Source organism: Marinobacter vinifirmus, from assembly GCF_002258215.1.
In the GTDB taxonomy this organism is placed as follows: Bacteria; Pseudomonadota; Gammaproteobacteria; order Pseudomonadales; family Oleiphilaceae; genus Marinobacter; species Marinobacter vinifirmus.
The window spans coordinates 419,935-434,398 of sequence record NZ_NEFY01000002.1 but is presented as its reverse complement, the minus strand read 5'-3'; the positions used below and the strand labels follow the sequence as shown (position 1 = coordinate 434,398).

Here is a 14,464-nt window from a genome sequence, read left to right as displayed (position 1 = left end):
TTGATTACCAGCCTTCCAGTTGCGGGCACTGGGTGGCCCGATAGCTTTTTTCCCGATAACACACACCGGGTTCCGTTGAGCGGGCGGTAAATATTTCGCCGGCTGCGGTTGTCAGGCGAACCTGTCCGTAGGGTTCACCGTGGCGGAAAGTGGCTTCGATGGAGCTTCCGTTGGGGTTGCGCAGCAGCCCCTTGCCATGGAATTTTCCTTCCATGTATTGCCCATCGTACTTCTTCCCGTCTGCAAAAATTTCTGTGCCCTGGCCGTGGAATTCACCATTGGAGAATTCGCCTTCATAGGTGCGGCCATCGGGGTAGGTGAGTGCGCCCTGGCCGTGGAACTCGCCATTGCGGAAGCCGCCCACATAAAGCATGCCGCCGGTGGTGGTCAGGGAACCCTGTCCGTGCAGGTTGCCCTGGGCCCAGTTGCCGGTCAGGGTGTCGCCGTTGGCCCGGGCCAGGGTGCCCTTGCCATGGAATTCGTTGCGTTCGAAAAGGCCGTTGTAGCGGCTGCCATCCGGATACCAGGCGGTGCCTTCACCGTGGAACTTGCCATCGATAAAGTGGCCTTCGTAACGCAGGCCGGTATCGTCTTCGTAAGTGCCATCGCCGGTTTTAACGCCACCCAGCCACTGGCCGTTGCGGAATTCAACGCGGGTGAGTTCTTCGAGCTGGCCAACCAGGGTCATCTGCTGACCGGCTTTCAGGGCCACCGAATTGGTCCAGGGCTGGTAGCCGGGCTTGGCAATGGTGACGTCGTAACGGCCGGGGTCCAGTTCCAGGTCCAGGCGGGTGGCGCCATAGTTGCGGCCGTTAATGGTGACCACATCGCCCACCACGTTGGAGCGCAGTACCAGCTTGCCGGTGGTTGCCGGTTCGGGCTCCGGAGCAGGTTTGGCGGCAGTTTTGGGTTCGGCCTTTGGTGCCGGCGTGGCAGCCGGGGCTGAGATAGCAGCCACGGGCTCGGCCATGGCGAGCATTTCCGGCTCTTCGGGCATGGGTTCAACCGAGAAGGGTTCGGCAATCAGGGGCTGTTCGGGTTCTGCATCGGCAAACACCGGTTCCGGGGTTTCGGCGGGCTCCGGGCCGGGCTCTGCACCGGCTTTGGTAATGGCGGCTTCCACCTGGGGCGCCTGGGCTACGGGCAGGGTGATGTCTTTGCGTACCAAGGCAAATCCGGCGGTAACCAGCAGCATTAGGGCAAGCGCGTTGATGAACAGCAGTGGTCTGAAATCGACCATGATGAAACCTCGTGATCCATACGTTCCGGATGCTTTTGTTATGGTTTCATCTTAACCACTGTCTGCAACGTTATGTAACAGAAACCGCCTGCAGTTGGTCAGAATGCTGGCCAAATCACACTTTGTCCGGAAGCGGGTCATGGTTAACCTGCTCCCACGCTTTCATGTACACGTCGGCTTCATATTCATAGGGTGACCGGAACGGGGTCAGAACGAAGTCGAACACCAGGAAAAAGCTGCCAATGGACAGCCAGGCAATGGTCAGGGTGCTCAGGGTGGTGGCCTGTTGTTCCGGGTTGGAGGCAACGAACTCCTGCAGCATGGGGATCAGGCTGTTGGCCATCACCACCGGGTTGAAGCTGGACAGTACAAAGGGCAGCCAGAAGGCGATCACCACGGGGAAGAAGCCGTAACACCACAGGGCGCGGCGCAGCAGGTAGAGGGCAACTTCCTTGCGAAACTGCTGTCTGAGTTCCGGTGTTTTGCGGATCTGCTCCAGGTACCGGCGGCGTTCGGCCCACCAGGCGGCTACTTCAGGAGAGTCTATGTGCTTCTGGGTATGGTCTGTCATAAATCGGCAGGCTACCTTGTTGAGTCCGTTCCGTGCATCATATCCGATAGTACGTGTTACCCTGTAATTCTCCAATTGTTCAATACACAGGATCGTTTTAATGGCTGCAGCGACAGACAACGCAATCCATCCGGCTTTCGAGAAAATTCGCAGTCACCGGATTGGCACCCTTAACCTGGAGGTTGAGGAGTATCGCCACAAGAAAACCGGTGCCCGCCATCTTCACCTGGCGGCAGATAACGACGAGAACGTGTTTTTCGTGGCCCTGCGTACCTTCCCGATGGACTCCACCGGTGTTGCGCACATTCTCGAGCATACGGCACTGTGCGGCAGTGAGCGTTATCCCGTTCGCGACCCGTTTTTCATGATGATCCGGCGTTCCCTGAACACCTTTATGAACGCCTTTACCAGCAGCGACTGGACCGCCTACCCGTTCGCCAGCATGAACCGCAAGGACTTCGACAACCTGTTGTCGGTGTACCTGGATTCGGTGTTCTTCTCCAAGCTGGACCCGCTGGACTTTGCCCAGGAAGGTCATCGTCTGGAGTTCGACAAGCCGGACGACCCGTCCAGCGACCTGGTGTACCGGGGCGTGGTCTATAACGAAATGAAAGGGGCCATGAGTGCGCCCACTTCCCAGTTGTGGCAGAACCTGACCAGCCACCTGTTCCCGACGACCACCTACCACTACAACAGTGGCGGTGAGCCGGACCATATAGTGGACCTGACCTACCAGGACCTGGTGAAGTTCTACAAGCACCATTACCACCCGAGCAACGCGATTTTTGCCACCTATGGCAATATTCCCGCCTATGAGCACCACGAGAAATTCGAAGAGCTGGCTCTGAAACAGTTCGACAAGCTGGACATCGAACTGCCGGTGCGGGACGAAAAGCGCATGTTCGCCCCTATGCGGGTAGAGCAGGGCTATGCGGTGAATGAAGGTGAAGGCAGCGAGAACAAAACCCACATTGTGATGGGCTGGTTGCTGGGTCACAGCTTTGACCTGCAGGAAAACCTGGAAGGCCAGCTGCTGTCTTCCGTCTTGCTGGAAAACAGTGCGTCACCCCTGATGCGGGCGCTGGAAACCACCGATCTGGGCCACGCGCCATCGCCCATGTGCGGGCTGGAAGATTCCAACCGGGAAATGACCTTTGTATGCGGTATTGAAGGCAGTGAGCCGGAGCGCCGTTACGAGCTGGAGCAGCTGGTGGAGTCTACCTTGCAGAAGGTGGTCGACGAAGGCATCAGCCAGGAGCGGCTGGAAGCTATTCTGCACCAGCTGGAGCTGCATCAGCGGGAGATCGCCGGCGACAGCTTCCCGTATGGATTGCAGCTGATCATGCACGCGATTTCACCCATGGTACATGGCGGGGATCCTGTGGAGCTGCTGGACCTTGAACCGGTACTGGCTACCCTGCGTGAAAAGATTAAAGACCCGGACTACGTGCCGGGCCTGATTCGTCGCAAACTGCTGGATAACCCGCACCGGGTAACCCTGACCCTGCGCCCGGACGAAAACCTGGAAAGCCAGCATCAGAAGGCGATCCGGGAAACCCTGGCCAAGCGCAAGGCCAGCCTGAGCGAAGAGGAAGTGCAGCAGATTGTCGAGCGGGCACAGGCGCTGGAAGAGCGCCAGCTGCGCAAAGACGACGATTCCATTCTGCCGAAGGTAGGGCTGGACGATGTGCCCCTGCAGATGCCGGAGCCAGTCGGCAGTTACGATGCTGAAATTGGCGCTACGGTGTATGCCCGCGGCACCAACGGCCTGGTGTACCAGCAGGTAGTCCTGCCACTTCCGGCCCTGAGCAAAGACGAACTGCTGCTGTTGCCTTACTACACCACCCTGATTTCCGAGCTGGGTTGTGGCGACCTGGATTACCTGCAGATGCAGGATCGTATTTCCGCAGAATCCGGCGGCATTGGCGCATCCTTCACCGCCAAGGGCCGGATTGACGATGTACAGGCTATGTCCGGCTACCTGATCTTCAGCGGCAAGGCCCTGGCCCGCAACAGCGCGGCGCTGACCCGCCTGCTGAAAGATGTGTATACCGGTGTGCGGTTTGACGAGCATGATCGCATTCGCGAAATCGTGGCCCAGGCCCGAGCCCGCCGCGAACAGGCGGTCACCGGCAGTGGCCACGCACTGGCGATGGGTGCTGCCGCCCAGGGGCTGAGTGCAGGTGCCTGGCTGACGTTCCGGTTGGGTGGCCTGGAAGGGATTCGGGGCACCAAGGCCCTGGACAAGTCCCTGAAAGACGAACAGGCCCTGAAGGATTTCTGTGCCAGCCTGGCCGCGCTGCATGACAAGATCCGCAACCAGGGTCGCCAGTTCCTGCTGATTGGCGAAGATGGCCAGCTGGCGCCTATGCTGGACGACCTGAAAGCCTGCTGGCAGAACGACAGCGGTGAAACCAGCGAAAGCTGGAGCATGGAGCCGGTGAACTACAACACCCGCGAAGCCTGGCTGACCTCTACCCAGGTGAACTTCTGCGCCAAGGCCTACAGCACTGTTGCTGTGGACCATCCGGATGCAGCAGCGCTGACGGTATTGGGTGGTTTCCTGCGTAACGGTTACCTGCACCGGGCTATCCGTGAGAAGGGCGGCGCCTACGGTGGTGGTTCCGGGCAGGACAGTGTGAACGGTGTGTTCCGGTTCTTCTCGTACCGCGATCCACGCCTGGCGGAAACCCTGGACGATTTCGATGCGGCGCTCGAGTGGCTGCGCACCGAACAGCATGATCACCAATCCCTGGAAGAAGCTATTCTGGGCGTGATCGGCCAGCTTGACCGGCCCCGTTCTCCGGCCGGTGCGGCTCGCCATGCGTTCCATAATGGCTTGTTTGGCCGGTCACCGGAGCAGCGTGCCCGGTTCCGGGAGCGGGTGCTGGGCGTGACGATGGATGAGCTGCGCCGGGTGGCAGACACCTGGCTGAAGCCGGAAAACGCCAGCGTGGCGGTAGTCACCAGCCCGGACAACCGGGAAGTTGCCGAAGGGCTGGGGCTGGCTATCCAGGAGCTTTAACGGTGACGTTTCAACCCGGTGGTTACCATAATCCGGGTTGAAATCTCTTCCACCGAATAGGCCGTGGTGTTCAGGTAGGGGATGCGTTCCCGCTTGTACATCAGCTCGATTTCTTCGATTTCGTGCATGCACTGCTGGATGGACGAGTACCGGGAATTGGGCCGCCGTTCGTTACGGATGGTGGCCAGCCGCTCCGGGTCGATGGTCAGGCCGAACAGCTTTTCTTTATGGGGCCGCAGGGCCGCCGGCATTTTCTGGTCGTCCAGGTCTTCTTCGGTGATCGGATAGTTGGCGGCCTTGATGCCGTACTGCAGGGCCAGGTACAGGCAGGTCGGCGTTTTGCCACTTCGGGACGCGCCTACCAGGATCAGGTCTGCTTCGTCGTAGTGGCGGGTGCGGGCGCCGTCGTCGTTATCCAGTGCAAAGTTGACTGCATGGATGCGCCGCTCGTAGCTGCCTTCGTTGTTGATGGAGTGGGACTTGCCCACCGAGTAAGACGACGACGAACTCAGTTCCTGCTCCAGCGGGCTCAGGAAGGTGCCGAAGATATCGATCATGAAGCCTTCAGCATCGCTGATAATCTCGCGGATGGTACTGTTCACAATGGTGTCGAACACCAGGGGCCGTTCGCCATCCACTTCAGCGGCCTTGTTGATGCGGATGACCATCTCGCGGGCTTTGTCTTCGTCGTCAATATAGGGCACGGTTACCCGTTCGAAATCAATTTTTTCAAACTGTGCCAACAGCGCGTGGCCCAGTGCTTCGGCGGTCAGCCCTGTGCCGTCCGAGATAAAAAAAGCCGTTCTTTTCATGATTTCTTTCCGTTCAGTTTTAGGCTAGTCCCTAGGTAATTCCCGCAGCTTACAGTATCATAGCCGCCATATTCGAGACTCCGCGCCACACAGACTCAAGGGAGACCACGCTTTGGAAGATTACATTATCTGGTTTGACCACCTGGGAATGTCCGATGTTGACCGTGTTGGAGGCAAGAACGCTTCCCTCGGTGAAATGATCAGTAATCTCGCCAATGCAGGTGTTACCGTTCCTGGCGGTTTTGCAACAACTGCACACGCCTACCGGGAATTCCTGGCCACCGATGGCCTGAAAGACCGCATTGATGAAGCCCTGGATGCCCTGGACGTTAACGATGTTAACGAACTGGCCCGGGTTGGCGCACAGATTCGCCAGTGGGTGATCGACACCCCGTTCCCCGACGTTCTTGATAATGCCCTGAAAGAAGCCTACGCGAAACTCCGGGATGGCAATGAGTCCATGGCGGTTGCTGTTCGTTCTTCTGCGACTGCGGAAGACCTGCCGGATGCATCTTTCGCTGGCCAGCAGGAAACCTTCCTGAACGTGGTTGGCCTGGAGCAGGTTCGTGTTTCTGTCAAAGAAGTATTTGCCTCCCTGTTCAACGACCGTGCGATTTCCTACCGGGTTCACCACGGCTTTGACCACAAGCTGGTGGCGCTGTCTGCCGGTATCCAGAAAATGGTGCGCAGTGAAACCGCTTCCAGCGGCGTCATGTTTACCCTGGACACTGAATCCGGTTTCCGTGACGTGGTGTTTATCACCTCTTCCTATGGCCTGGGCGAGACAGTGGTACAGGGCGCGGTAAACCCTGACGAATTCTATGTACACAAGCCGACCCTGGAAGCGGGCCGTCCGTCTGTGCTGCGCCGTAACCTGGGCAGCAAGGCCATCAAGATGGTTTACCATTCCGAGCCGGGCGAAGGTAAGTTTGTGGAGACCGTGAAGGTAGACCACGACGAGCGCAACAGCTTCTCCATCACCGACGCGGAAGTAGAAGAGCTGGCCAAGCAGGCCATGATCATCGAAAAGCACTACCAGCGCCCGATGGACATCGAGTGGGCCAAAGACGGCGATGACGGCAAGATCTACATCGTTCAGGCCCGCCCTGAAACCGTCAAGAGCCGTGCGTCTGCCAACGTTATGGAGCGCTACTTGCTGAAAGAAACCGGCAAGGTGCTGGTGGAAGGCCGCAGTATCGGCCACAAGATCGGCAGTGGCCCGGTGAAAATTGTCACCAGTATTAACGAAATGGACCGTGTGCAGCCCGGCGACGTGCTGGTAACAGACATGACCGACCCGGACTGGGAACCGGTTATGAAGCGCGCGTCTGCCATTGTGACAGACCGTGGCGGCCGTACCTGCCACGCGGCGATCATTGCCCGTGAGCTGGGTATCCCGGCGGTAGTCGGCTGTGGTGATGCCACCGAGCTGCTGAACGATGGCCAGGAAGTGACTGTGTCCTGCGCCGAAGGCGACACCGGCATGATCTACGAGGGTGCGCTGGACTTCGAACTGCGTGAGAACACCGTCGATTCCATGCCCAACATTCCGTTCAAGATCATGATGAACGTGGGCAACCCGGACCGTGCCTTTGATTTCCAGGCGCTGCCGAACGAAGGTGTGGGCCTGGCCCGCCTCGAGTTCATCATCAACCGTATGATCGGCGTGCACCCGAAAGCGCTGTTGAACTACGACAACCTGCCGCGGGACATCAAGCAGACCGTAGACAAGCGCATTGCCGGCTACACCTCGCCGGTGGACTTCTACGTGGACAAGCTGGTTGAGGGTATTTCCACCCTGGCCGCAGCCTTTGCGCCCAAGAAGGTGATTGTTCGCCTGTCTGACTTCAAATCCAACGAGTACGCCAACCTGATTGGCGGTACTTTGTACGAGCCGGACGAAGAGAACCCGATGCTGGGCTTCCGTGGTGCGTCCCGCTACATTTCCGAAACCTTCCGTGACTGTTTCGAGCTGGAATGCCGTGCCCTGAAAAAGGTGCGCAACGAGATGGGCCTCACCAACGTGGAAGTGATGGTTCCGTTTGTGCGCACGGTGGGCGAAGCCGAGCAGGTGGTGAACCTGCTGGCGGAGAACGGCCTGAAGCGTGGTGAGAACGGCTTGCGGGTGATCATGATGTGCGAACTGCCGGCCAACGCTCTGCTGGCGGATCAGTTCCTGGAGCACTTCGATGGCTTCTCTATCGGTTCCAACGACCTGACCCAGCTGACCCTGGGCCTGGACCGGGATTCCGGCATCATTGCCCACCTGTTCGATGAGCGGAACGATGCGGTGAAGATCCTCCTGTCCAACGCTATCCAGGCCTGCAAGAAAGCCGGCAAGTACATCGGCATCTGTGGTCAGGGCCCGTCGGATCATCCGGACCTGGCCAAGTGGCTGATGGACGAGGGTATCGATACGGTATCCCTGAACCCGGATTCTGTCCTGGATACCTGGTTCTTCCTGGCCGACGAAAAGATTGACTGATTACGAACGCTTCGGAAAAAGGAGAGTAGCAAGGTGAGCAATATTATTACGCCGGATCTGTGCGACGAGTTTCCGGAAGTACAGGTGGTGGAAGCCGGTTTCAACAACTACGGTGGTGTTCGCCAGTTTGGCGGCGAAATCGTAACGGTTAAGTGCTTCGAAGATAACTCCATCGTAAAAGAGCAGGTTGGCCTGCCGGGCAACGGCCGGGTGATGGTGGTTGACGGTGGCGGCTCAAAGCGGAATGCGCTGCTGGGCGATATGCTGGCCGAGAAAGCCGCTGAGAACGGCTGGGCCGGGCTGGTTATCTATGGCTGCATCCGCGATGTAGACGAGATCGGCAAGACCCATCTGGGTGTTCAGGCGCTGGGTACCATTCCGCGCAAGACCGAGAAGCGTGGCATTGGTGACCTGAACATTCCGGTGACCTTCCACGGGGTGACGTTCCACCCGGGGCAGTATGTCTATGCCGATAACAACGGCATCATTGTTTCCGAGAAGCCCCTGGTGTAATTCCGGGGCAGGAAGCAGAAACAAAAACGGCGGCCAGATGGGCCGCCGTTTTTGTTTGCAGGACTGGAACTTGAAGGGCCGGTGATCAGGCCCAGTTGTCGGTCTTGCGGGTAGGCTTAAGCATAGGCACCAGAAGCGCCAGCAACACGCCGGCAAACACCAGGCCTGCGCCCAGCAGCATGAAGTCGGATTCTTTACCAGCCTCCAGGCGCTCGTTTTCTGCGGTCAGTACTTCCAGGTCGTTACGCAGTTTCTGGTTGTCTTCCAGCAGCTCCCGGTTGCGGCGCTCCAGGTTGATGGAGTCGGCGGCGATGTTCTTGATGCGCTCCAGTTCTGTCTGCAATTGCCGGGACCGGCTGGACAGGTTGCTTTCGGCACTCTCCAGTTCGTCGCGCTCGGAGGTAACGGCATTCAGCTGTTCCCGGGCCTGGGCCAGTTCTGCCCGGGCGGTTTCAAGGTCTCGGGTTGCCTGTTGCAGACGGTCTTCTGCGATGGGCTGGTTGCTCAGATACTGGCTGGCTACCCAGCCTTCGTTACCCTTGGAGGTGCGTACCCGGGTGTAGCCGTCTCCGGTTTCGAGCACTTCCATGCGGGTGCCGCTGACTGCGTTCTCGATAATGCGGAACTGGGAGCCGGCGCCGGTGCGGACAGGCAGGTAAACTTTGTCGTCTACCCAAACCGTTCGGGCCTGGGCCACGGCAACCGAGCTGATGATAAGCAGTAAGCTGAGAAATAAACGAAACGGTGTCACGGGCGGGTTTCCCTGAGTTTGACGGTTGTTGCTTTAGTTTGCCTGAAAATCAAGGCGCCAATTTTGTCACAGGATGGCCGTGGTTCAAAAGCGCCCGAGGGTTACAATCCGCTCATGCTGCTCAGGGCAGGGCGACCTTGTAGGGCTTCACTTTCACTTCCTTGTAAACACCGGCATCCACATACGGGTCGGCATCGGCCCAGGCCTGTGCCTGCTCAAGGGATTCAAACTCGGCAATTACCAGGCTGCCGGTAAAGCCGGAATCGCCCGGTTCCGGTGAGTCGATGGCCGGGTGCGGGCCGGCAACCAGCAGGCGGCCCTGGTTTTTGAGGTCTTCAAGCCGGGCCAGGTGGGCCGGGCGCGCCTGTTTGCGCAGGGCCAGGCTGTCCGGGATGTCTTCACTGATAATGGCGTAATACATAGGTGCTCCGGTTATCGTGGGCCGGGGTAACGGCCCGCAGGCCAAGGCTGATACACTGTGGCCACGTTTTATGACAGGAATGCCCGTGACTATACCCCAACACCAGAATCCATGCATCGACCTGCATTGCCACAGCACCGCGTCGGATGGCGCATTGGCTCCCGAGGAGCTGGTTCAGCGCGCGGCAGAGCAGGGCGTTACCCACCTGGCCCTGACGGACCACGATACGATCAACGGCCTGGAGCCGGCGCGACAGGCGGCTGCAGGGCACGGGATGACACTGGTTAACGGCACTGAGCTGTCCTGCGTATGGCGCAGCCAGACCATTCATATCGTCGGGCTGGATTTTGATCACGAGGATGCCGATTTCCTGGCAGCGCTGGCGCGCCAGCATGACAACCGCTGGCAGCGTGCCCGGTTGATCGCCGACAAGCTGTCCAAGCTGAAAGTGGATGGATTACTGGAAAAGGCCACCGCCCATGCCGGTGGGGATGTTCCGGGCCGCCCCCACTTTGCCCGGGTGCTGATTGATGAGGGTGTGGTCTCCCGAATGGATGCCGCCTTCAAGCGCTATCTGGGTACCGGCAAGCCGGGTGATGTGAAAGCCTGCTGGCCGGAACTGGACGAGGTGGTTGGCTGGATTGAGCGGGCCGGGGGGATCTCTGTGCTGGCGCATCCCCGCAAGTACAAGCTGACCGCGACCAAGTTGCGGGAGCTGACGGCGGATTTCCGAAGAGCCGGGGGGCGAGGTATCGAGGTGTCTGTTTCCGGGCAGTCCAGTGGTGATCTGGGCTTTGTGGCGGAACTGGCCAGGCGGGAGAAGCTGCTGGCATCGCAGGGCAGTGATTTCCACTTTCCCGGTGCGCCCTGGTGCGAGCTGGGCAAGATAACAAAAATGCCAGAGGGGCTGGAGCCCGTCTGGCATCATTTCAAGCAGCCGGTCAGCGCCGGGGTTTAATCCGGCGCGTGGAACAGCAGGTACAGATCGGTCAGTGAATCCGGGATGGCTTCTGCCATCCGGCTGGCCAGTTTCTCGTCGTTGCGGACTTTCTGGAAGTCTTCATCGTCGAACAGGCCAGACAGTGTCAGCATGGGCACCATCAGGTCTGCCACTTCTTCTTCATCGGCGGCTTCGAGCCATTCTTCCTCGTGATCCAGGAAGGTGTCTACGAACCCTGCGCACCAGTTTTCCAGTGCGTTCATGGGGTCGCCGTCTTCCGGCTCCGGGAGTTCCAGCGACTGGCCCATATCCAGCAGGTGGCCCATTTCCCTGGAGAGTTCGTTCACGCAGTGAGCGAAGATCTCGGGTACCCCGCCTTCGGGCAGGTTATCTGCGCCGGTGGCAAGGCGGAAGATATCTTCCGCCCCGAGGCTGACCGGGCCAACGACGCTGGCGCATACCACCCCGTGCAGTCCGAAGAAGTCCAGGGCGTCGTCACCCCAGGGCTCGGCGAAGAGGATGTCTTCCAGCGCTTCGATGTCCGAATTGGTCAGCATAATCAATTACTCCCGGCCTGCTTTTCAGCTTCGGCCTTTTTAGCTTCTTCGGCCGCTCGCTGACGCTTGCGGACCTCTCTTGGATCATTGTAAGCGCGGCCCGGAGTTACCGGTACGTCTTCCGGCTTGGCCTGGGCTTCGGGAGCTGGCTCTTCCGCCTTCTCGGCCTTTGCTTCCGGCTTTTCTTCGGCCTTCACTTCAGGCTTGGGCTCTGGCTTGGCTTCAGCCTTTTCCTCAGCCTTGGGCTCGGTTTTCGCTTCAGGAGCCTTGGCAGGCTCAGCCGTTTCGGCCGGCCTGCTGGTGGCTTCCGGAGCCGTTTCTGCCTTGTCGGCTTGTTCCGGCTTGTCAGCGTTATCCGCCTTGTCTGCCTTGTCTGCCTTCTCTGCTTTTTCTGCAGCCTTGGGCTTGCGCGGGCGGCCGCCGGAGCGTGGTTTGCGGGCCGGCTTGTCTTCGCTGGCTTGAGGCTTTTCCTCGGCCTTGGCTTCGGTGCTTTCAGTCTGCTCAACTTTCGCCTCAGCCTTTTCCGCTTCTGGCTTGGTCTCTTCAGCCTTGGGCTCTGCAGGCTTGGTTTCTTCAGCCGCCGGAGCCTTCGCGGGCTGCTTGGCAACCTCTTGCTTCACCTCGGCCTTGGCTACCTCAGCTTTTTTCACCTCGGCAGTATCCTGCTCGACGGCTTTTTCCGGCTGGGTGTCTTTCTGGTGCTTTTCGCTACGCTCGGCTTTACGCTCAGCCGGAGTAGACACCGGAGCCTCGGCCGGAGAACCGTCCCGGTTACGCTGACGACGCGGCTTGCGGCGCTTGTCATCGGCTGCCGGCTTGTCGCTGGCCTGCTGGGGCTGCTGGTTGTCAGCCTGGTCGCGGGTTTCCTTCTGGTCTTTCTGGTCCTTCGGATCCCCCTGCGGACGGTTACGGTTCTGGCTGCGGTTCTGGGAATCCCGGCGGTTATCGCGACGGTTGTCGTTTCCGCGGTTATCCGCGCCTTTGTTGTCGGCAGACTTGTCCTGCTGACCCTGGCGACTGCCGCTACTGCGGGACTGGTCGTCGCTCCGGTTGTTGCGGTTACGGCTGCGGTTGTCGTCGCTGCGGTTCTGGGAGCCGCCCTGACGGCGATCGTTGCCGTTGCGGTTATTGCTGCCACCGCCACTGCGCTGATCACCACGGGCTACGCGGGTTTTCCGGCGATCCTGGCGGGCCTGGGGCCGACGGTCGTCAGTACGCTCGCGGGTGGTGCTGCGCTGGTTGGTGATGCCTTCGCTTTCCGGCTGGTCGCCGCGGAAGAAACAGGCAATCTTCTTGCCCAGTTTGCGGAACAGGCCTTCTTCCTGCTCGCTGGCTTCCTGGCTGGCCGGCGCCGCTGCCGGAGTGGGCGCAGGAGCCGCCGGGCGAATGGCTTTTACAGCGGCCTGTTCGCGTACCGGCTTTTCGGTGCCGGGCATTTCAACGACGGCTTCTTCTTCGCGCTCGTTGTACTGCTGGGCAACCTGGTGGCTGGAAACGTGTTCCGGGGTGGCTTCATCCTGGCGCAGACGAATGATTTCGAAGTGCGGGGTTTCCATGTTGGGCACCGGGGCAACCACAACAGAGACACCCTGGCGGGCTTCGATATCGGCCAGCTGCTTGCGCTTCTCGTTCAGCAGGAAGGTGGCCACAGAGACCGGCACCATGGCGCGGACTTCGGCGGTTTTTTCCTTGGAAGACTCTTCGTAGATCAGGCGCATGATGCTCAGGGCCAGGGATTCGATACCCCGGATGGTGCCCTGGCCTTCACAGCGCGGGCACACTTCACTGCGGGTTTCACCCAGGGACGGGCGCAGGCGCTGTCGTGACATTTCCAGCAGGCCGAAGCGGGAGATCTTGCCAACCTGAACGCGGGCCCGGTCGATTTCCAGGGCTTCGCGCATTTTGTGCTCGACTTCACGCTGGTGCTTGGCCGGGGTCATGTCGATGAAGTCGATCACGATCAGGCCGCCCATGTCGCGCAGGCGCAACTGGCGAGCGATCTCTTCGGCCGCTTCCAGGTTGGTCTGCAGGGCAGTCTCCTCGATATCGTGGCCCTTGGTGGCCCGGGAGGAGTTGATGTCGATGGATACCAGCGCTTCGGTCGGATCGATCACGATGGAACCGCCGGACGGCAGTTTTACTTCGCGCTGGAATGCGGTCTCAATCTGGCCTTCGATCTGGTAACGGCTGAACAGGGGGATTTCATCCTTGTACAGCTTGATCTTGTTTTCGAAGGTGGGCATGACGGCGCGCACGAAGCTCAGAACGTCTTCATACACGCTTTCGGCGTCGATCAGGACTTCGCCGATGTCCTGGCGGAGGTAGTCGCGCACGGCGCGGATGATCACGTTGCTTTCCTGGTGAATCAGGAACGGAGCCTTGCGCTCACCGGCCGCCTGGGTAATGGCTTCCCAGAACTGCACCAGGTAGTCGAGGTCCCACTGGAGCTCTTCGGTGGTACGGCCGATACCGGCAGTACGCACAATGATGCCCATAGACTTGGGCACCTGGACGCCGTTCATGGCTTCTTTCAGCTGGGCCCGCTCTTCACCTTCGATACGGCGGGAAATGCCGCCGGCACGGGGGTTGTTCGGCATCAGCACCAGGTAGCGGCCGGCCAGGGAGATGAAGGTGGTCAGGGCTGCGCCCTTGTTGCCACGCTCTTCTTTATCGACCTGTACGATGACTTCCTGGCCTTCGGAGACCACATCCTTGATGTTGATCTTGCCTTCGATCTGGCCCGGGGATTTCTTGAAGTATTCCTTGGAGATTTCCTTCAGGGGAAGGAAGCCGTGGCGGTCGGCGCCGAAGTCGACAAAGGCAGCTTCCAGGCTGGGCTCTACGCGGGTGATGCGGCCTTTGTAAATGTTGGATTTTTTCTGTTCGCGGGTGCTGGATTCGATATCCAGGTCAAACAGCCGTTGGCCGTCTACAAGCGCTACGCGCAACTCTTCGGGGTGAGTTGCATTGATCAGCATTCTTTTCATGGAAAGAAAGGGTTCCTGTCGTTTGTTTGTGACAGAAAACCGGAGGGTTCGCATCAGCGAAGCAGGATGTGCGTGCCGCAGGCCCTGTTACAGCAGGGAGGGGCCGGCGGCCAGACGGATCATACCCTTATGGGGTGAGATCCTGTAAGTCTGAGACCACCG

Annotated in this window: 11 protein-coding genes; 4 read left to right on the top strand and 7 right to left on the bottom strand. The window is 59.5% G+C overall.

What is annotated here, in order from left to right; all coding sequences use genetic code 11:
• Positions 1–4: 4 nt before the first annotated feature.
• Both B9Q17_RS04460 and B9Q17_RS04455 read right to left on the bottom strand, forming a co-directional pair.
• The gene (locus B9Q17_RS04460) at positions 5–1,240 is read right to left on the bottom strand and encodes a PEGA domain-containing protein (protein ID WP_094624248.1); all 1,236 of its coding nucleotides are present in this window, start codon (positions 1,238–1,240) and stop codon (positions 5–7) included.
• Positions 1,241–1,355: 115 nt separating this feature from the next.
• The gene (locus tag B9Q17_RS04455) at positions 1,356–1,811 is read right to left on the bottom strand and encodes a hypothetical protein (RefSeq protein ID WP_094624247.1); all 456 of its coding nucleotides are present in this window, start codon (positions 1,809–1,811) and stop codon (positions 1,356–1,358) included.
• 100 nt (positions 1,812–1,911) lie between these two features.
• On the opposite strand from B9Q17_RS04455, the gene B9Q17_RS04450 reads away from it, so the two are divergent.
• Positions 1,912–4,836 carry an insulinase family protein gene (locus B9Q17_RS04450; RefSeq protein WP_094624246.1) on the top strand — a complete coding sequence of 975 codons (2,925 nt, stop codon included), beginning with the start codon at positions 1,912–1,914 and terminating at the stop codon, positions 4,834–4,836.
• Here the strand turns inward: B9Q17_RS04450 and ppsR are convergent.
• Positions 4,833–5,648 (bottom strand): phosphoenolpyruvate synthetase regulatory kinase/phosphorylase PpsR, encoded by an 816-nt coding sequence (gene ppsR, locus B9Q17_RS04445; RefSeq protein ID WP_094624245.1) that lies wholly within the window; start codon positions 5,646–5,648, stop codon positions 4,833–4,835. The two genes, B9Q17_RS04450 and ppsR, sit on opposite strands and share 4 nt — an antisense overlap.
• Positions 5,649–5,760: 112 nt before the next feature.
• Here ppsR and ppsA point away from each other — a divergent pair, with 112 nt between their 5' ends.
• Complete coding sequence (gene ppsA, locus B9Q17_RS04440; protein ID WP_094624244.1) at positions 5,761–8,133, top strand: phosphoenolpyruvate synthase; 2,373 nt, start codon at positions 5,761–5,763, stop codon at positions 8,131–8,133.
• Between the two features lie 33 nt (positions 8,134–8,166).
• Positions 8,167–8,646 carry a ribonuclease E activity regulator RraA gene (gene rraA, locus B9Q17_RS04435; RefSeq protein ID WP_022988086.1) on the top strand — a complete coding sequence of 160 codons (480 nt, stop codon included), beginning with the start codon at positions 8,167–8,169 and terminating at the stop codon, positions 8,644–8,646.
• An 85-nt stretch (positions 8,647–8,731) separates the two neighbouring features.
• On the opposite strand, the gene B9Q17_RS04430 is transcribed toward rraA, so the two are convergent.
• Both B9Q17_RS04430 and B9Q17_RS04425 read right to left on the bottom strand, forming a co-directional pair.
• On the bottom strand, positions 8,732–9,397 hold the full coding sequence (locus tag B9Q17_RS04430; RefSeq protein ID WP_094624243.1) for a TIGR04211 family SH3 domain-containing protein: 666 nt from the start codon (positions 9,395–9,397) through the stop codon (positions 8,732–8,734).
• Positions 9,398–9,518: 121 nt separating this feature from the next.
• Complete coding sequence (locus B9Q17_RS04425; RefSeq protein ID WP_058340100.1) at positions 9,519–9,818, bottom strand: YciI family protein; 300 nt, start codon at positions 9,816–9,818, stop codon at positions 9,519–9,521.
• Positions 9,819–9,903: 85 nt separating this feature from the next.
• Between B9Q17_RS04425 and B9Q17_RS04420 the strand changes: the two genes are divergently transcribed.
• Positions 9,904–10,776 carry a PHP domain-containing protein gene (locus tag B9Q17_RS04420; RefSeq protein ID WP_022988083.1) on the top strand — a complete coding sequence of 291 codons (873 nt, stop codon included), beginning with the start codon at positions 9,904–9,906 and terminating at the stop codon, positions 10,774–10,776.
• On the opposite strand, the gene B9Q17_RS04415 is transcribed toward B9Q17_RS04420, so the two are convergent.
• Complete coding sequence (locus B9Q17_RS04415; RefSeq protein WP_094624242.1) at positions 10,773–11,315, bottom strand: YecA/YgfB family protein; 543 nt, start codon at positions 11,313–11,315, stop codon at positions 10,773–10,775. The genes B9Q17_RS04420 and B9Q17_RS04415 overlap by 4 nt on opposite strands.
• Before the next feature lie 2 nt (positions 11,316–11,317).
• Positions 11,318–14,302: a ribonuclease E gene (rne, locus tag B9Q17_RS04410; protein WP_094624241.1), complete on the bottom strand. Its 2,985-nt coding sequence runs from the start codon at positions 14,300–14,302 to the stop codon at positions 11,318–11,320.
• Positions 14,303–14,464: the final 162 nt, after the last annotated feature.

Excerpts from the sequence above, each read along its gene's own strand:
- B9Q17_RS04460 (WP_094624248.1), bottom strand. The coding sequence starts at position 1,240 with ATGGTCGATTTCAGACCACTGCTGTTCATCAACGCGCTTGCCCTAATG.
- B9Q17_RS04455 (WP_094624247.1), bottom strand. The coding sequence starts at position 1,811 with ATGACAGACCATACCCAGAAGCACATAGACTCTCCTGAAGTAGCCGCC.
- B9Q17_RS04450 (WP_094624246.1), top strand. The coding sequence starts at position 1,912 with ATGGCTGCAGCGACAGACAACGCAATCCATCCGGCTTTCGAGAAAATT.
- ppsR (WP_094624245.1), bottom strand. The coding sequence starts at position 5,648 with ATGAAAAGAACGGCTTTTTTTATCTCGGACGGCACAGGGCTGACCGCC.
- B9Q17_RS04425 (WP_058340100.1), bottom strand. The coding sequence starts at position 9,818 with ATGTATTACGCCATTATCAGTGAAGACATCCCGGACAGCCTGGCCCTG.
- B9Q17_RS04415 (WP_094624242.1), bottom strand. The coding sequence starts at position 11,315 with ATGCTGACCAATTCGGACATCGAAGCGCTGGAAGACATCCTCTTCGCC.
- rne (WP_094624241.1), bottom strand. The coding sequence starts at position 14,302 with ATGAAAAGAATGCTGATCAATGCAACTCACCCCGAAGAGTTGCGCGTA.